The sequence below is a fragment of the Shewanella sp. 10N.286.48.B5 genome, assembly GCF_002874355.2.
Classification (GTDB): Bacteria; Pseudomonadota; Gammaproteobacteria; order Enterobacterales; family Shewanellaceae; genus Shewanella.
Map to the genome: position 1 here is coordinate 31,786 of NZ_MCVG02000004.1, position 17,498 is coordinate 49,283.

The following is a 17,498-nucleotide window of genomic DNA, read 5'->3' on the forward strand; positions in this document are numbered from 1 at the left end:
TCTCATATTATTTATTTTAGTTTGTTCACATAAACTGAAAGTAGTGAATCAACTACCCGTTTATTTATGTGATTTATCATGCTTTACATTGCAATGCTTGTGCTGTCATCACAGTTATAAGGGTTTATTCTACCTAGACATGCTATGTCACTTTGGGGTAAAGCCAGTAAGCACCTAATAACTTAGCATATGACGATGGCTTTACTTCATACTTTGGCTTGTCAAATATAGCTGGCGTATCGATATTAGTCTTATGATTTTCAAATAACAAAAAGCCCCGCAATTGCGAGGCTTTAAATGTATTAATAATACTGTCGACTACATTTTGTAGCTAAACTGCACACCTGCTAACCACACATCGGCTTCAACATCACCGCTGTAGTTCACAGACGCTAAACCTAATAAGTCTTGAGTCTCATCAATTGGTGCATCACCAATGCCTTTGATGTAAGTGATGGCAAAATCAACCGTAAGGTTTTTACTGGCTTGATAACCCGCACCGGCACTAAACCATAAACGATCTGAATCTGGGATTGTTGTGGAACGGTATTCGTCTTGCGCAGCACCTTGATCTAGTGCCATACCGCCACGAACTAACCACTTGTCATTGAGCTGGTAAGTGGTACCTAGTGCAAAGCGCCAGTTATCTTTGAAGTTTTCTTCTTTAACTAAATCAGACTCCAATGGTAAACCCGTTGTTGAGTCAATTGGCTTAGTTTCGCCAGGGAAGTATGCTACCAACTCATCAAAAACACTCCACTGAGTCCAGTTAACGCTGGCGTGCATGGCCCAGTTTTCAGTTAATTGGTGATGAGATGCAAGCTCTGCAAAAGCAGGGATCTCAATCGGTAAGTAACCTTCAATACTAACATTTTGACCACCGTCATAAAGTAGCCCAGACGCATGGCCGTCCAGTTCTAGCTCTACCCCACTGTGATAAGCAAAACCTAAACGGTGCTTGTCATTAATCTGCCAGCTAGAACCAATTTTCCAACCGATGGCGATATCATCACCTTCCATGTATTTAAGACTTGTGCCAGCAGCCGGAAGCATAGGTGCTAAATCAGGCAACTGAGCTTTAATACCATCAATCCAACCTGGCATTGATGCGCCAACATTACCTTCACCGTAAACAATACGCAGACCCGCACCAATGCTAACCGCATCATTGATTTTATAGCCAATGTTTGGGTTAAATTCTACGGTGGTGATTGCAGTATCATCACCAAATATCGCTGCTGAATGAGTTGCATCCAATTCTGTCGCTAAGCCGTAATTTGAATGAAAAGCCAGGCCCCAAGTCCAGTTATCGTTTAACTGATTCGAGTAATAAAAATTTGGGATAAGCGCATCACCGGCAAAATCGATGGCGTTGCTTGGGATAACAATTGGATCAGCCCCTAATAAAGGCGATGAAATACTGGTTTCACCCAGCACATCAACATTAGGCATAATATAAATAGCACCTGCAGACAATTGGCGACCTTCAAGGTAAGTCAACATGGCAGGGTTTTTAGTTTGGGCGCCAGCATTATCCGCCATCGCAGCTTCACCAGCAAAAGCACGGCCTAAACCTGTAGAAGAATATTCAGCTAATTGAAAGCCTGCTGCACTTACTTGAGTCGTTGCCCCTAACAGCATGGCGCTTACTGCCACGGTTAATAATTTCTTTTTCATCATTTGTCCCCGGGTATGCAAATTTATTATTTGCTTAATCTCTTACATCATTAGAGCAATAGCTCAATTTGAAATCGGGGCAAGTGTACTGATGCAGAATATATTTACAACTAAATGCCTAAAAACAGAAGAAATAACTACCTTTTCGGTGTTTGCAATATTTTTAAGTGACAAGGATCACACACCAAGCGAGAAAAAAGCGTCAATTACACTAATTGATTCGCTGAAGCATATTAAAAATAGTTAACCAAAATATTTTTAATATTGATATTCAACAACTTACTAAAGAATATACAACTCACAAACCTGCGCTGAATTTTATAGTTTTTTTAACTACCGATATAAACCGCCAAATCTTATGAATAAATAAACCAATAAATACAATGTGATATATAGTAAATTATTGTTGAGACACATAAAAAAGCCTTCTAGGGTTAGCTAGAAGGCTTTATTTAATACCACGTTGGTACAAGTGTAAGCTTAAATGTTAATCGCCAATGTTGAACTTACAATTGACTCGTCACTCTTACATCAGCCACGCCAAGCAGGAATATTGGCTTCATAGTCGCTAATTGCCGCAGCAAATTCCAGCGTTAAGCCGATGGCATCTAAACCATTAAGCAGCTTGTGCCTTGCTGACTCTGCCAATGAAAAGCTAAATGTACTGCCTTGTGGTGACGTTACAGTAAGAGCTTGCAAATCAACACTGATTTCAGCTCCTTCTTGAGCATCAACTTCAGCCATTAATTGGCTCACTTCCGCTGCGGTTAACTTCACAGGTAATAAGCCATTGTTAATGGAGTTACCGTAAAAAATATCTGCAAAACTTGGCGCGATAATCACCCGTAGCCCAAAGTCAGCTAATGCCCACGGTGCATGTTCTCGACTTGATCCACAGCCAAAGTTTTCTTGTGCTAGCAATATAGACGCGCCTTTATAACGCGGTAAGTTAAGTGAAAAAGTCGGGTTAGGCTGCTCGCCCGCGTCATCTAAATAACGCCAATCATGAAATAAGTGCACCCCAAAACCATCACGAGTGACTTTTGATAAAAATTGCTTCGGGATAATTTGGTCGGTATCAATATTTGCGCTATCTATTGCAACCGCTAAACCCGTATGTGCTGTAAAAGCTTGCATCTGTTTCTCCTAGTGGGTTGGCAATTAATAAGGCTTACGAATATCAACAAAGTGACCGGCAATCGCTGCAGCTGCAGCCATAGCAGGGCTCACTAAGTGAGTTCGACTGCCACGCCCTTGGCGACCTTCAAAGTTACGATTACTAGTAGATGCACAGCGATCGCCAGCCTCTAAACGGTCATCGTTCATTGCCAGGCACATTGAGCAACCAGGCAAGCGCCATTCAAACCCTGCCTCTAGGAATATTTTATCTAAACCTTCCGCTTCTGCTTGCAGTTTCACCTGTCCAGAACCCGGTACCACAATAGCGGTGACGCCTTCGGCCACTTTACGGTTTTTAGCATGATGGGCTGCGGCACGTAAATCCTCAATACGGGAGTTAGTACATGAGCCAATAAAGACTTTATTAACCGCAATATCCACCATATTGGTGCCAGAAGTCAGGCCGATATACTCAAGCGCTTTTTCCATGCTGTCACGCACAGTTGCATTGGGCTCAGACTCAGGGTTAGGCACTTGTGCATCAATAGATACCACTTGGCCTGGATTAGTGCCCCAAGTTAACTGCGGCGCGATTTCTGCAGCTTCAAGTACCACTTCGGCATCAAATACTGCATCAGCATCCGTTTTAAGTGCGGTCCAATCTGCAACTGCTTGCGTCCAAGCATCAGCTTTAGGGGCAAATTCACGACCTTCAAGATAATCAAAAGTAGTTTGATCAGGTGCGACCATGCCAGCTTTGGCGCCCATTTCAATGGCCATATTACATAAGGTCATGCGCCCTTCCATTGATAAAGCTTCAATGGCTTCGCCGCAAAACTCAACCACGTAACCGGTACCGCCATCCATACCCAAACGGCCAATGATAGCCAATACAATATCTTTAGCCGTAATGCCCTCAGCCACATGACCACGGACTTCAATTTTCATGGTTTTAGCTTTTAACTGACGTAACGTCTGGGTGGCTAACACATGCTCAACTTCAGAGGTGCCAATACCAAATGCTAATGCGCCAAAAGCGCCGTGGGTTGCTGTATGTGAATCACCACAAACAATCACAGTACCGGGCAAGGTAATACCAAGCTCTGGCCCCATGACATGGACTATGCCTTGATTTGGATGATGGATGTCATATAGCTTCACGCCAAATTCTTTACAATTTTGCGCTAGGGTTTCCACCTGAATACGCGCCATTGGGCTCATGGCATCAAGGCTAGCACTTAAGGTCGAAATATTATGATCCATAGTGGCAAAGGTTTTTTCAGGGGCGCGTAATTTACGACCCGCTGTTTTTAAACCACTAAAAGCCTGTGGTGATGTCACTTCATGAACCAAATGACGGTCAACATAAACAATCGGCGCTTCTGAGTCAGGTGATGCGACAATATGGGCACCCCATACTTTCTCATATAAGGTTTTTGCTGCCATTAGACACCTTCCTTAATAGCATTAGCGATATAGTCACCCATTTCACTGGTTGATTTTGCATTATGACGCTCATCGCTACTTAATAGCTCACCAGTTAAATAGCCAGCTGATAAGGCTTTACCTACTGCGCGTTCTATCGCACTCGCGGCATCTTCAAGCTTTAAGCTATGGCGTAGTAATAAGGCTGCAGATAGAATTTGCGCCACAGGGTTAGCAATGCCTTGACCTGCGATATCAGGTGCACTACCACCAGCAGGTTCATACATACCAAAACCGCTGCTGTTAAGGCTTGCTGAAGATAATAGCCCCATTGAGCCGGTTAACATGGCAATTTCGTCTGACACTATGTCACCAAATAGGTTCGAACACAGCATCACATCAAATTCATTTGGGCGACGTAATAATTGCATGGTGGCATTGTCGATGTAGATATGTTCAAGCTCCACATCAGGGTAGTCTTTAGCCACTTCTTCAACCACTTCACGCCATAACACTGAACAGGCTAATACGTTAGCTTTATCTACTGAGGTGACTTTTTTGCGGCGACCTTGAGCAGACTGAAACGCAATTCGGGCAATACGCTCTATTTCACGACGGCTATAGCGCATGGTATCGAAGGCTTCTTCATCCAGGCCTTCGCCTTGACGACCTTTTGGCTTACCAAAGTAAATGCCACCCGTTAATTCACGCACACATAACACATCAAAGCCACGTGAAGAGATATCACTTCGCAATGGTGACATATGTTCAAGCCCTGCGTGTAATTTTGCCGGACGTAAATTACAAAACAGTTCAAAGTGACCACGTAGCGGTAATAATGCGCCACGCTCTGGCTGATCATTGGGGGCTAAGTTTTCCCACTTAGGCCCGCCAACACTGCCGAATAAAATGGCATCTGAGGCTTCACAGCCTTTTAAGGTTGCATCAGGCAGCGGGCAACCATGGTTATCAATGGCAATACCACCCACATCGTACTCAGCATATTCAATGTCCAGCGCAAATCGGGCTTCAACTTCATTAAGCACTTTACGTGCCTCAGCCATGACTTCTGGCCCAATACCATCTCCGGCCAATACAGCTATTTGATAACTCATACTCCACCTAACTCCCTTTCTTTATGAATCTGTTGTTTAAAATCAGCCACTTTATCGGCGCGATAGGTTAAGTTCATGACATGAACTAACGCTTGAGCCGATGACTCGACAACATCTGTTGCCAAGCCGACACCATGGAATGTTTGCTGATTGTATTCAGCTGTAATATCCACTTGGCCTAAGGCGTTTTGCCCTTCGCCTTTAGCGCTTAATTTGTAATTAGTAATATTGATGCTGCGACCAGTTGCACGGGCAATAGCATTGTATGCCGCATCGACTGGGCCATTACCGGTTGCCGCTTCGGTTATTTCTTTGTCATCAACCACTATACGCACCGTGGCAGTGGCTACACCTTCAGTTGAATCTGAGTGCACCATTAAATGTTGCAGTGAGTACTTATCATCATCTTGAGATTGCGCTTCGATAAACACTAAGGCTTCAAGATCATAATCAAATACCTGGCCTTTTTTATCTGCCAATTTCAAAAACTGATCGTAAAGACTATCCATATCATAATCGGTTTCTTTATAGCCCATTTCTTCCATGCGGTGCTTAATCACGTGGCGACCTGAGCGCGAAGTCATATTCAAGTTATTACGATTAAGGCCAATGCTTTCAGGCGTCATGATCTCATAGGTATTTTTAGCTTTTAGCATGCCATCTTGGTGAATACCCGATGAATGCGAAAATGCATTAGTCCCCACTACCGCTTTATTAGCCTGAATCGGCATATTACATAGCTGGCTTACAAGGGATGAAGTGCGGTGAATTTCTTTGGCATTAATGTTGTTTTCAAGCCCGAGTAAATTCTTGCGGGTTGCCAAAATCATCGCTATTTCTTCTAATGAACAATTACCAGCGCGCTCACCAATACCATTAACCGTACATTCAATCTGGCGAGCACCATGCTCAACAGCAGTAATTGAGTTCGCTACCGATAAACCTAAATCATCATGACAATGCACCGAAATCACCGCTTGATCGATATTCGGCACTCGGTTAAATAAGGTTTGAATAATGCCGCCAAACTCACTTGGGACGGTGTAACCCACGGTATCTGGGATATTAATGGTTCTAGCACCCGCTTTAATAGCTTCTTCTACCATACGGCAAAGGTTATCAATGGGGGTACGCCCAGCATCTTCACAAGAGAACTCAACATCGTCAGTAAAGCGGCGGGCATATTTAACCGCACTCACTGCCATTTCTAATACGTCATCAAATGAACGCTTTAATTTGCTTTCAACGTGAATGGTTGAGGTTGAAATAAAGGTATGAATTCGAAACTGATCAGCAACAGATAATGCTTGCGCTGCGGCATCGATATCTTTTTCTAATGCACGAGATAAGGCACACACTCGGCTATTTTTAATGGTTTTTGCAATGGTTTGCACTGACTGAAAATCACCAGGCGATGACACAGGAAAGCCCACTTCCATAACATCAACACCTAAACGCTCAAGAGCCAATGCAATTTGCAGCTTTTCTTTAACCGTTAAACTGGCTGCTAACGCCTGCTCGCCGTCTCTTAATGTGGTATCAAATATTATGACTCTATCGGACATCTTTTTCTCCATCGAACCTGGTTATTCACGTTAAAGTTTGTTCGCTTTGCTAATGGATTTGAGTGCTTTGCTCATTTAGTTCATTAGACTTTTTGTTTGTTATATAAATCAATCAGAGGCAGAAACAAAAAACCCCGCGGCTATTAGCGCGGGGTTTGTGAATACTAGTAAACTTATTTAGCTTGTAACACAAAGGACTCCGCGCAAATATTGCGTAAGAGAAGAAGGAGACCCAGTAAAATGTTACCACTATAAATATTCATTTTATTTAACTAATTATTCTGCGATTAATTTATCTATACCCACTTTTTATCCTGACCAGCTGGCTGTGTCAACCCCAATTTATTCATCTTTTGTGCAACACTGCAGCTTAAAAGCCTGATTTACTCATCGCTTTTAAGCACAAATAAATCCCCACATGCCCGTACACTGCTGTTTACACGTAATTTATCGTTTATTTTTGACTTTATTAATATGCAAAAAAATGGATTTGAAATTTCTAATATTAATCTGTTTAAAGGAAGGCTTTAGTTATATCTAAGCACAAAGAAGCTTAGCTCTTTACGAGGCTAAGCGAGGAAGATAAACCATGACATGCTTGTTTTAAAATGCAAACAGACTAGGGCAATCAAAGCCATCAAATGATTAGGTAGGAGTGTTTATAAGGAACTAGAACCAGCATTAGCGGCTAAGTAGTCACCGCCAATGCTGCAGATAAGCAGGTTAAGCTAAAGCAATTAACATAGCCTTGAAGACGAGTGAGTTAATTCTCAATCAAATACTGACTAATTTCATCAAGAAAATCACCGCCGAAGCGACTTAGCTTTCGCTCACCGACACCATTTACTGCCAGCATTTCACCGGCACTGGTGGGCACCATCGCCGCCATTTCCGCTAAGGTGGCATCATTGAACACCAAGTATGGTGGCACATCATGTTTTTCAGCCAGTTCACGGCGCAGTAGCTTGAGCCTGGCAAACAATTTACGATCATATTGCTGCGGTGCACGTGATGAACTGGTGCGGCGCTTAGTAGTCACTAATTGAATGCGAGGTTCAGCTAGCTGTAAGCTGGCTTCCCCGCGTAATATTGGTCGTGCTGATTCATTTAGCTTTACTGAAGAGCCGCGAGTAATATCTTGGCTCGCTAAACCTAAATGAATAAGTTGCCTAATCACACTGAGCCAATATTCATGACTGTGATCTTTACCAATGCCCCAAGTGGACAGCTTGTTATGGCCGCGATCCATCACGTTGGCGGCTTTTGAGCCCCGCAATACATCAATGACTTGGTTAACACCGAAATATTGATTGAGTCTAAAAATGCACGACAGCACTTTTTTGGCATCTTCGCTGCCATCATAACGCTTAGGAGGGTCGAGACAAATATCACAGTTACCACAAGGTTTTGAGCCACTTTCATCAAAGTAATGCAGTAATACTTGTCGACGGCAGGTTTGCGCTTCAGCAAAGGCTGCCATGGTATTCATTTTATGTAATTCAACGTCTTGCTGTGGGCCAGGTTCTGATTGCTCAATCAAGTGCTTAACGCGGCCTATATCGGCAGGATCAAACAACATATAAGCTTCGGCATCTAAACCATCACGGCCGGCACGGCCTGTTTCTTGATAATAAGACTCTACACTTTTGGGGATATCGTAATGCACCACAAAGCGGACGTTGGATTTGTTAATCCCCATACCAAATGCCACAGTGGCGACCACAATATCGATTTTGTCTTTTAAAAACTTATCTTGAATCGCGCCACGCTCTTCTTGGGTCATCCCCGCATGATACGCCGCTGCACTAAAGCCTTGCAGTTTTAAGCGATCGGCAACTTCATCGACTCGCCTACGGCTACTACAATAAATGATGCCATTACTGCCCTTTTGCAATTGTAAAAACTGTTTGAGCTGGTTAGCGGCATTAAGTTTTTCAACCACGGTATAGCGAATATTGGGGCGATCAAAACTGGAGAGTAAACAAAAAGGACTGATTTGAAGGCGCTGACAAATACTTTCACGGGTGGCCTGATCGGCCGTCGCGGTTAACGCCATCAGTGGCACATACGGGAACAACTGTTTCAGTTGGCCAAGGGCGGCATATTCAGGTCTAAAATCATGACCCCATTGACTAATACAGTGAGCCTCATCAATGGCAAACAGTGAGATTTGTAACTCATGCATCCGCTCGATAAAGTCAGGCCGCAGCAAACGCTCTGGTGATACATAAAGCAGTTTAATTTCGCCTTTGTGTAAGCGTTTTAAAATCTCAACGGTTTCATCGCGGGGTAAAGAGGAATTCAAATATGCGGCGGCAACACCTGACTGAGTCAAGCTATCAACTTGATCTTTCATTAACGAAATCAGCGGCGAGACCACAATGGTTAATCCCGGGAGGATCAATGCTGGCAACTGATAACACATACTCTTACCGCCACCGGTTGGCATAATCACTAGGGTATCTTGGCCACTTAAGGTCTGCTCAATGATCTCACGCTGACCTTCGCGAAAGTCACGATAACCAAAGATTTGCTGTAATTGCTGTCCAAGCACATCTTCCACAACTGGGGTTGCTGAGACAATCGCTTGCGCTGGAACTTGAGACTCGACTGGGCTAGAAATAAGATTATCCATTAATAGGGCTTGAGATCAGATGCAGCATTTTAAAGCACTGAGGCGAAGATGTCTGCACACAAACCGCAACAGCTCAAATATGCAGCATTGATTTTACCAAAGGGATTAGGCTAGATTAAATGCTCTACAATAATAACGATAGAAATTAGGCTGCATATGACTACGGATGTCCAACTACAAGCATTAAAGCAAGTCGCTGAAATATTTGACCAACATGTGCCATTTCATAATTTACTCGGCTTAGAGATAAAGCGCTATGACGAAAATGGTGTCGAAGTGGTGATAAAAATGAAGCCTGAGCTTATTGGTAATATTCATCAAAATATTTTACACGGCGGAGTGACGGCAACCTTGCTCGATGTAGTTGGCGGGCTGACCTGTTTTGCCGGCTTAGTATCAAGCAGAGACGACTGGACCTTGGAGCAATTACAACAACGTCTAACCACCTTAGGCACTATTGATATGCGGGTTGATTTTTTGCGCCCTGGACGTGGAGAAATATTTACTGGCACTGGTTGCGTCATTCGTTCAGGCAATCGGGTGTCAGTCTGTCGCATGGAATTACATAACGAACAAGGTACCCATATCGCCTTCGGTACTGGGACCTATATGGTGGGTTAACTTATTAGGACTAAATCCATAAAAACCAACATAAACATAAACTTAAAACATCTTAGCTTGCCGATTTATACCAACTGCGATAATGCTGAGGCTAATTAGTGGATCTTATTGAAAAATGATCCAGCTATTAGCTTGAGAGATCGGCAAAGGCAACCTACAATCGCCCTCTCTTTGTCAGTTGTTTGTGGAAATTCATGCAAGATATTGAAACACGTAAAGGCATTATCCTCGCCATTTGTGCTTATTGCTTATGGGGCATAGCACCACTGTATTTTAAATTACTGGCTGATGTGTCAGCCTTCGAAATCTTGGCTCACCGCGTGGTGTGGTCCTTTATCTTTATCATCATTTTAATGCAGTTTATTGGCGGATTTTCACGCCTAACACTGTTATTGAAAAAGCCAAAACAATTACTGGTGTTGGCGCTGACCTCGGTACTGATTGCACTTAATTGGCTGATTTTCATTTGGGCGATCAACAACGGCCACATGCTCGATGCCAGTTTAGGTTATTTCATTAATCCACTATTTAACGTATTGCTTGGAATGGTATTTTTATCTGAGCGGTTACGAAAATTACAGTGGTTTGCGGTGGCGCTTGCCTGTATCGGGGTGCTCATCCAGCTCATCTCCTTTGGCTCTATCCCATTGGTGTCTTTAGCGCTGGCAGCATCATTTGGTTTTTATGGTTTATTACGTAAAAAAGTCAACATTGATGCTAAAGCGGGTTTATTGGTTGAAACCACTATTTTACTGCCTGTGGCATTAGCTTATTTAGCCCTAACGCTTGATACCGCATCGGCAAATATGCTCACTAACGATATTGGAATGAACTTAACCTTAGTGGCCGCAGGTATTGTTACCACCATTCCACTATTGTGCTTTGCAGGGGCAGCCATTCGTATCCCATTATCCATGCTAGGTTTTTTCCAGTATATTGGCCCAAGTATCATGTTCATGTTGGCAATATTTTTATTCAAAGAGCCTTTTGATATTGAAAAAGGGGTCACATTTGGCTTTATTTGGAGTGCATTAGTGTTGTTTACCGCTGATATGGCGCTGCAGCGCCGTCGCCGCTTAAAGCAAAGCTAATAGCTATCGCCTTTTCAATGCTTCATTGCCGCAATGGCTTTCATTGCGGCCTCGTTATCCTCTAGGGTTACTAGCATTACATAGCCTCTAGTGGTTGGCAGTAGCAAGGCATCGTCCCTTGTGAGTGACACCAGCGCCTTATCGCCGTTTTTAAGGGTAAACCATCCTAGTGAGTATCCGGCAATGCCTATGCCGTTTGTACGCCACTGTGGCGTTAATTCTAATTCAGTTGTTAAGTCCACTACTCTCACTTGCTGCCAAAGTAATTCATCCGTGTTGAAATCCTGACTGTAAAGGGGGATCGATAACGTCAAAGGCTTATTGTCAGGCTTTAGCGTCAACTGGCTATTATTGGTTTGATACAGGGTCCATGAGAACAGCATAAACAGGAATAAAATAATCCCGTAGCTAACATACAACGCAGTGCTCGGTAATTTCTTTACCCAAATCAGCGCCGTTAGCCCTACTAACCCAACCAGCACCCCGACAAAATTGAACATGCCGTGACTGCTTAATCCTGCTAATGCTATTTCAGTCATTTTTCCTACTTAGTGATGTGTTTTTATAAGGATACATCTTTATTCATTTTTCAATATTATCATAATCTTCATAACATGCTGACCGGCATAGTTTTATCACCCCAAATCTTGCCTAAAAATCAGTAACCATGATGAGTTAACATCTGAAATACACAAAAATGCCACCGTAAAGTAACCTCCACGGTGGCATTGCTATAACGGCACAATCGCAATACAGCTTACAAGTCCAACGCCAGAACTTTTGAATTGCGTTGGAAGTTATACAGCTTCTTTTTTGCGTTAGGCAGCTGTTCAACATCAACAATATTAAAGCCGAACTCCAAGAACCAATGAATACTGCGGGTGGTTAAGGCAAACAGTTTCGAATAACCTCGAACCCGTGCTTGGCCAATAATATTGTTCAGCAACACACTGCCTCTGTCAGCATCACGATAGTCTTGATGCACCACTAAACAGGCAAACTCACCGGCATTGTCTTCTTCAAAGGGATATAACGCCGCGCAGCCAATGACTAAGCTATCGCGCTCAATCAACATAAACTGCTCAATTTCCATTTCCAGCTGCTCACGGGAGCGGCGCACTAGCACCCCTTGCTCCTCTAATGGGCGAATAAGGTCTAATACTCCACCGATATCGCCAATGGTGGCGCGTCTTAAGCGCTCAGCGCTTTCAGTAACAATTTGGGTACCAATACCTTCACGGGAGAACAACTCTTGTAGCAAAGTGCCATCTTCAAGGTAGCTCACCAAGTGACAACGTGGAATGCCATTACGACAAGCATCAATACTGGCCTTTAAAAATGCCATGGTGCCCACACAGGATTTACCCGCCGTTTGCATTTCATCCAAGATGGACTGCGCGCCATTTGGCATCAGCTCAGCAATCACCTCGCCGTCTTTGCCCAAAATGCCGTGGGTATTACTAAAACCAATAATTTTGTCGGCTTTAAGCTTTATAGCCACTTTGGTGGCCACTTCTTCGGCGGTTAAGTTAAAACATTCGCCAGTGACAGAAACCGCAATAGGCCCCATCAATACAATACAATTTTTTTCCAGCTGGCGTTCAATACCTTGAGTATCAATACGGCGCACTTTGCCCGTTAGGCAAAAATCCACCCCGTCATCGACTCCCAAAGGCTGAGCAATAACAAAGTTGCCACTGACAAGGTTGATTTGTGCATTTTGCATTGGGGTGTTGCCAAGGCTCATTGACAGCCTTGCTGTAATATCAAATTGCACTGAGCCTGCAACTTGTTTAATCACTTTTAATGAGTCTTCATCAGTAATGCGCACGCCGTTGTGATAACTCGGTTCAATACCCGCACTGTGCATGGCGCTATCAATTTGCGGCCTTGCGCCGTAGACCAACACCACTTTAATCCCTAAGGAGTGCAACAAGGCGACATCGTTTAAGATGCCTCTAAATTGATTATGCAGCAGGGCTTCGCCGCCAAGCATGACAACAAAGGTTTTTCCGCGATGAACATTAACGTATGGCGCTGAATGGCGGAAACCATCAACCAGCTCTGTGGTTCTTAAAGGCACATTAACCCCTAAACAAATAATCAATCAGAACAGTCAGTGACAAAACCACCAACAAATATAATTACGCAATAATATTGCATTTAAATTCACTTTAAAAGCATTTTATCGCATTAGTAATAGTTTTAGACCATAAATAGTGCCTATAAAGCAGTAAATAAGCTCACATAACCGCCAAATAGTTCAAATGGCGTTTATGCATAAGGCGGCAATATAGCGTCAATAAGTGAATAATGAAGACAAATAAGCGTAACGACCTCTATCACTGTAAGGCGTTGTTTATAAAGCAAGAGAAAAGCATAACTGATTGAAATTGATAACGCGGAGATCTGGATTACATTTTTGACAGGCAAAAAAAAAGCCCCATAAAGGGACTTTTTTAAAAGAACAAAATCAATTACTTGATTTTAGCTTCTTTGTACATAACGTGCTGGCGAATAACTGGATCAAATTTCTTGATTTCCATTTTTTCAGGCATGTTACGCTTATTTTTTTCAGTAGTGTAGAAGTGACCAGTTTTAGCACTAGATACTAATTTGATCTTCTCACGATTACCTTTAGATTTAGCCATTTTCTATTATACCTTCTCGCCGCGGGCACGAAGTTCTTTAACAACAACTTCAATACCTTTTTTGTCGATGATACGGATACCTTTGGTAGATACACGTAGTTGCACGAAGCGTTTTTCTTCTTCTAACCAAAAACGGTGGTTTTGTAGGTTAGGTAAAAAACGACGACGAGTCGAATTTTTAGCGTGCGAACGGTTGTTACCAACCATAGGCTTCTTGCCAGTAACTTGGCATACTCTTGACATGTCAATCTTCTCCAAAAACAATTTTAAAACGCTCGAGCATTTATGTGCCTCGTGTGGCCGTCGCCCGAGGCACAAAGAGGGCGCATTTTATACACGATAACAAAAATAAGGTCAAGCGTTGTTTAATTTATCCACCCGCGTTCAGCAAAAGAAACTATCTCCTGATCGCCTACAACCATATGATCTAAAAGAGAAACATCGATAGTAGATAAGGCTTTTTTTAATCTGTCAGTAATTTGCCGATCTGCCTGACTTGGCTCTGCAATGCCAGACGGGTGATTATGACACACTATGACTGCCGCAGCTTTTTTTTCCAACACCAAGCTCACCACTTCACGTGGGTAGACTGATGCAGAATTAATCGTTCCGCGGAATAATTCTACAAATTGAATCACTCTATGTTGGCTATCCAACAATAGTAATGCAAACACTTCATAGGATCGGTCTGCTAATTGTCTCATTAAATAGTCCCGAGTTAAATCAGGATTTACCAAAATTTGCCCTCTACGCAGATTTTCTTGCGAAATTCGCTTAGAAATCTCCGATGCCGCCTGTAATTGGGCATATTTTACCGGCCCAACACCCGACAATTGGCAAACTTGACTACGCGGTGCACAAAATAAAGCCCTTAATCCGCCAAACTGACCAATCATATCTCGGGCAAGATCGACCGCATTTTGACCTGCTATGCCATTTCGCAGTAAAACCGCCAGTAACTCGGCATCCGATAAATGCCCTGCACCTAAATGTAATAATTTGTCTCTTGGCCCTTCTCCTTCAGGCCAGTCTTTAATCGCCATAAACACTCCTTGTTTAATGTCATCCGTGATGGGGGCACTCATACTTGTATGAGTAAGTTATAGATAGTGGGTAGCAATAACTTTTTGTAAATAGCGAGTTGTGACCCTTAGTTGTTGTGACCCTTAGCACATCATTATGGTCTATATTTTTAATTTCGGATCATCATCCTTATTTAGATTGTGATATCTTAGCCGCAATATCGCGATGAGCAGGATTGAGCAAAACATGCTGACAAATAAAAAAGTCCTTCTAGGCATAGGTGGTGGTATTGCTGCCTATAAAAGTGCCGACTTAATACGCCGCCTTAAAGAGCGCGGTGCTGATGTTCGTGTGGTCATGAGCCAAAGCGCCATGGAGTTTATTACCCCACTGACAATTCAAGCGCTATCAGGTCATCCTGTGGCCTCAGATTTACTCGATCCAGCAGCTGAAGCCGCAATGGGACATATTGAGCTCGCCAGATGGGCTGATGTGGTTATCGTCGCACCAGCGACAGCTAACCTCATTGCGCGTATTAATGCAGGTATGGCAGATGAACTGTTAACCACCACCTGCCTTGCTACTGAAGCGCCAATTATCGTTTGCCCAGCCATGAACCAGCAAATGTATCGCAACCTTGCAACCCAAGAGAACCTTGCCAACATTAAACGTAAAGGCATCACCGTTTGGGGGCCTGCCAGTGGCGATCAAGCTTGTGGCGAAGTCGGCCCAGGTCGAATGCAAGAGCCCTTGGCCATTGCTGAGCAACTGGTGCAGTATTTCGCCCCAGCTGAAAAACCATTAAACGGTTACAAATTGATCCTGACTGCGGGCCCAACCCGTGAAGCAATCGATCCGGTTCGATACATCTCTAACCATAGCTCAGGTAAAATGGGCTTTTCATTAGCCGCAGCCGCAACCCAAATGGGCGCTGAAGTCACCCTCATTAGCGGCCCTGTTAATCTGGCCACACCTTCAGGCGTTAAGCGCATCAATGTCGAATCAGCACAACAGATGTTAGATGCCGTCATGGAAAACATTGAAGACCAAGCTATTTTTATCGGCTGCGCTGCAGTGGCCGATTACCGCATCGCCACCGTCGCTGAATCTAAAATCAAAAAGTCGGCTGAGCATATGCAACTTGCGCTCGTTCGCAATCCTGATATCTTAGCCAGCGTTTCAGCGCTAAAAAATCGACCTTTCACTGTAGGTTTTGCTGCAGAGACCGATAAGGTAGAAGAATATGCCCGTGGCAAGCTTGAACGCAAAAAATTAGATCTTATTGCTGCCAATGACGTATCAATTGCAGGTCTAGGGTTTAACGCCGATAACAATGCGCTGCAGGTGTTCTGGAAAGACGGTAGTGAAAAACTACCCGCAACAGACAAACTGACACTGGCAACGCAATTACTTACTTTGATAGCAGCAAAGATTAAAACATCATGAAAACACCTGTAGAACTTAAACTTCTCGACTCGCGTATTGGCAGCGAGTTTCCTTTACCTGCTTATGCCACCCCAGGCAGTGCAGGTATGGACTTACGTGCCATGATTGATACCACTATGGTTATCGAGCCAGGTGAAACCGTATTAATCCCAACTGGCATAGCTGTACATGTTGCCGATCCAAGCTTAGCTGCCGTGATCTTGCCTCGCTCAGGCTTAGGTCATAAACATGGCATCGTATTAGGCAATTTAGTCGGCTTAATTGATTCAGACTACCAAGGCCCCTTAATGGTGTCTTGCTGGAACCGCAGCGATAAAGCCTACAGCATCGAAATAGGCGATCGTTTAGCGCAGTTAGTTTTTGTGCCTGTAGTACAGGCGCAGTTTACCTTAGTCGATGAGTTTGATACCTCAGAACGTGGTGAAGGTGGATTTGGTCATTCTGGCACCAAATAACCTTTACAAGTAGTCACAATCCTAGGAATAAATAATGGCGGCTAGCCCAAAAATAAATCGTCGTGAGCACATTTTACAGTGCCTTGCGCATATGCTGGAAACCAGCCCTGGTCAACGTATTACCACTGCTAAGTTGGCAGCTGAAGTTGGTGTTTCAGAAGCGGCGTTATATCGCCACTTCCCAAGTAAAGCGAGAATGTTTGAAGGCTTGATCGAGTTTATTGAAGATGCGATTTTATCGCGCTTGAATATCATCATGGATGAAGAAAAAGACACCATGAAACGTTGTGAGCTGGTACTGCAACTCTTACTGGTGTTTTCAGAGCGTAACCCGGGGATCTCACGGGTGCTCAATGGTGATGCACTTTTAGGTGAAAATGAACGTTTACGCAGCCGCATTAGCGCACTGTTTGCCAAAATTGAAACCCAAATCAAACAAATACTGCGTGAAAAAACCCTCCGTGAAGGCAAAGGTTTTAATATCGACGAAGCCATACTTGCCAACCTACTGCTTGCAGTAGCAGAAGGGAGAATCGCTCAGTTTGTGCGTAGTGAGTTCAAACAAAAGCCCACTAAGCACTTCGATGAACAGTGGCAGTTTATTCAGCAGCAACTGTTGAGAAGCTAACCTATTAGCATTGCTAATATCGCTTATTATGGTCGTTGAATTAACAC

General features: G+C 43.5%; 16 protein-coding genes. 5 read left to right on the forward strand and 11 right to left on the reverse strand.

The window, feature by feature from the left end; genetic code table 11:
- Positions 1 to 318: 318 nt before the first annotated feature.
- The 6 genes from BCU57_RS19085 to recQ all read right to left on the reverse strand — a co-directional run bounded on the left by BCU57_RS19085 (position 319) and on the right by recQ (position 9,536).
- Entirely contained in the window at positions 319 to 1,677 is a 1,359-nt protein-coding gene (locus BCU57_RS19085) for an outer membrane protein transport protein (RefSeq protein WP_102440206.1), read from the reverse strand.
- 531 nt (positions 1,678 to 2,208) lie between these two features.
- Entirely contained in the window at positions 2,209 to 2,814 is a 606-nt protein-coding gene (gene leuD, locus BCU57_RS19090; protein ID WP_102440205.1) for a 3-isopropylmalate dehydratase small subunit, read from the reverse strand.
- 24 nt (positions 2,815 to 2,838) lie between these two features.
- Complete coding sequence (gene leuC / locus BCU57_RS19095; RefSeq protein ID WP_102440204.1) at positions 2,839 to 4,242, reverse strand: 3-isopropylmalate dehydratase large subunit; 1,404 nt, start codon at positions 4,240 to 4,242, stop codon at positions 2,839 to 2,841.
- Positions 4,242 to 5,336 (reverse strand): 3-isopropylmalate dehydrogenase, encoded by a 1,095-nt coding sequence (leuB, locus tag BCU57_RS19100; protein WP_102440203.1) that lies wholly within the window; start codon positions 5,334 to 5,336, stop codon positions 4,242 to 4,244. The genes leuC and leuB overlap by 1 nt, the downstream gene beginning before the upstream one ends.
- Positions 5,333 to 6,901, reverse strand: coding sequence for a 2-isopropylmalate synthase (gene leuA / locus BCU57_RS19105; protein ID WP_102440202.1), 1,569 nt, complete (start codon positions 6,899 to 6,901; stop codon positions 5,333 to 5,335). The genes leuB and leuA overlap by 4 nt, the downstream gene beginning before the upstream one ends.
- A 763-nt stretch (positions 6,902 to 7,664) precedes the next feature.
- Entirely contained in the window at positions 7,665 to 9,536 is a 1,872-nt protein-coding gene (gene recQ / locus BCU57_RS19110; protein WP_102440201.1) for a DNA helicase RecQ, read from the reverse strand.
- 156 nt (positions 9,537 to 9,692) lie between these two features.
- Here recQ and BCU57_RS19115 point away from each other — a divergent pair, with 156 nt between their 5' ends.
- A complete protein-coding gene (locus BCU57_RS19115; RefSeq protein ID WP_102440200.1) occupies positions 9,693 to 10,157 on the forward strand; it encodes a thioesterase family protein in 465 nt (154 codons plus the stop codon).
- 194 nt (positions 10,158 to 10,351) lie between these two features.
- Complete coding sequence (gene rarD / locus BCU57_RS19120) at positions 10,352 to 11,248, forward strand: EamA family transporter RarD (RefSeq protein WP_102440199.1); 897 nt, start codon at positions 10,352 to 10,354, stop codon at positions 11,246 to 11,248.
- 14 nt (positions 11,249 to 11,262) lie between these two features.
- On the opposite strand, the gene BCU57_RS19125 is transcribed toward rarD, so the two are convergent.
- From BCU57_RS19125 to radC, 5 genes are all read right to left on the reverse strand, one after another.
- The gene (locus BCU57_RS19125) at positions 11,263 to 11,787 is read right to left on the reverse strand and encodes a PH domain-containing protein (protein ID WP_102440198.1); all 525 of its coding nucleotides are present in this window, start codon (positions 11,785 to 11,787) and stop codon (positions 11,263 to 11,265) included.
- Positions 11,788 to 12,005: 218 nt separating this feature from the next.
- Positions 12,006 to 13,331, reverse strand: a complete 1,326-nt coding sequence (argA, locus tag BCU57_RS19130) for an amino-acid N-acetyltransferase (RefSeq protein ID WP_102440197.1) — start codon at positions 13,329 to 13,331, stop codon at positions 12,006 to 12,008.
- Positions 13,332 to 13,725: 394 nt separating this feature from the next.
- Complete coding sequence (gene rpmG / locus BCU57_RS19135) at positions 13,726 to 13,899, reverse strand: 50S ribosomal protein L33 (protein ID WP_011494790.1); 174 nt, start codon at positions 13,897 to 13,899, stop codon at positions 13,726 to 13,728.
- A 6-nt stretch (positions 13,900 to 13,905) separates the two neighbouring features.
- Positions 13,906 to 14,142 (reverse strand): 50S ribosomal protein L28, encoded by a 237-nt coding sequence (rpmB, locus tag BCU57_RS19140; RefSeq protein ID WP_055025225.1) that lies wholly within the window; start codon positions 14,140 to 14,142, stop codon positions 13,906 to 13,908.
- A gap of 122 nt (positions 14,143 to 14,264) precedes the next feature.
- On the reverse strand, positions 14,265 to 14,942 hold the full coding sequence (radC, locus tag BCU57_RS19145) for a RadC family protein (protein ID WP_102440196.1): 678 nt from the start codon (positions 14,940 to 14,942) through the stop codon (positions 14,265 to 14,267).
- A gap of 226 nt (positions 14,943 to 15,168) precedes the next feature.
- On the opposite strand from radC, the gene coaBC reads away from it, so the two are divergent.
- Genes coaBC through slmA form a run of 3 tightly spaced genes read left to right on the forward strand, consistent with a single transcriptional unit; the run spans position 15,169 to position 17,451 of the window.
- Positions 15,169 to 16,368, forward strand: coding sequence for a bifunctional phosphopantothenoylcysteine decarboxylase/phosphopantothenate--cysteine ligase CoaBC (coaBC, locus tag BCU57_RS19150; RefSeq protein WP_102440223.1), 1,200 nt, complete (start codon positions 15,169 to 15,171; stop codon positions 16,366 to 16,368).
- The gene (dut, locus tag BCU57_RS19155) at positions 16,365 to 16,823 is read left to right on the forward strand and encodes a dUTP diphosphatase (RefSeq protein ID WP_076538029.1); all 459 of its coding nucleotides are present in this window, start codon (positions 16,365 to 16,367) and stop codon (positions 16,821 to 16,823) included. Before coaBC ends, dut begins: the two co-directional genes overlap by 4 nt.
- Positions 16,824 to 16,857: 34 nt before the next feature.
- Positions 16,858 to 17,451 (forward strand): nucleoid occlusion factor SlmA, encoded by a 594-nt coding sequence (gene slmA / locus BCU57_RS19160; protein WP_076538032.1) that lies wholly within the window; start codon positions 16,858 to 16,860, stop codon positions 17,449 to 17,451.
- Positions 17,452 to 17,498: the final 47 nt, after the last annotated feature.

Bases quoted from the DNA above. Each gene is read 5' to 3' on its own strand.
- BCU57_RS19085 (WP_102440206.1), bottom strand. From the start codon at position 1,677: ATGAAAAAGAAATTATTAACCGTGGCAGTAAGCGCCATGCTGTTAGGG.
- leuD (WP_102440205.1), bottom strand. From the start codon at position 2,814: ATGCAAGCTTTTACAGCACATACGGGTTTAGCGGTTGCAATAGATAGC.
- leuC (WP_102440204.1), bottom strand. From the start codon at position 4,242: ATGGCAGCAAAAACCTTATATGAGAAAGTATGGGGTGCCCATATTGTC.
- leuB (WP_102440203.1), bottom strand. From the start codon at position 5,336: ATGAGTTATCAAATAGCTGTATTGGCCGGAGATGGTATTGGGCCAGAA.
- leuA (WP_102440202.1), bottom strand. From the start codon at position 6,901: ATGTCCGATAGAGTCATAATATTTGATACCACATTAAGAGACGGCGAG.
- recQ (WP_102440201.1), bottom strand. From the start codon at position 9,536: ATGGATAATCTTATTTCTAGCCCAGTCGAGTCTCAAGTTCCAGCGCAA.
- BCU57_RS19115 (WP_102440200.1), top strand. From the start codon at position 9,693: ATGACTACGGATGTCCAACTACAAGCATTAAAGCAAGTCGCTGAAATA.
- rarD (WP_102440199.1), top strand. From the start codon at position 10,352: ATGCAAGATATTGAAACACGTAAAGGCATTATCCTCGCCATTTGTGCT.
- BCU57_RS19125 (WP_102440198.1), bottom strand. From the start codon at position 11,787: ATGACTGAAATAGCATTAGCAGGATTAAGCAGTCACGGCATGTTCAAT.
- rpmG (WP_011494790.1), bottom strand. From the start codon at position 13,899: ATGGCTAAATCTAAAGGTAATCGTGAGAAGATCAAATTAGTATCTAGT.
- rpmB (WP_055025225.1), bottom strand. From the start codon at position 14,142: ATGTCAAGAGTATGCCAAGTTACTGGCAAGAAGCCTATGGTTGGTAAC.
- radC (WP_102440196.1), bottom strand. From the start codon at position 14,942: ATGGCGATTAAAGACTGGCCTGAAGGAGAAGGGCCAAGAGACAAATTA.
- coaBC (WP_102440223.1), top strand. From the start codon at position 15,169: ATGCTGACAAATAAAAAAGTCCTTCTAGGCATAGGTGGTGGTATTGCT.
- dut (WP_076538029.1), top strand. From the start codon at position 16,365: ATGAAAACACCTGTAGAACTTAAACTTCTCGACTCGCGTATTGGCAGC.
- slmA (WP_076538032.1), top strand. From the start codon at position 16,858: ATGGCGGCTAGCCCAAAAATAAATCGTCGTGAGCACATTTTACAGTGC.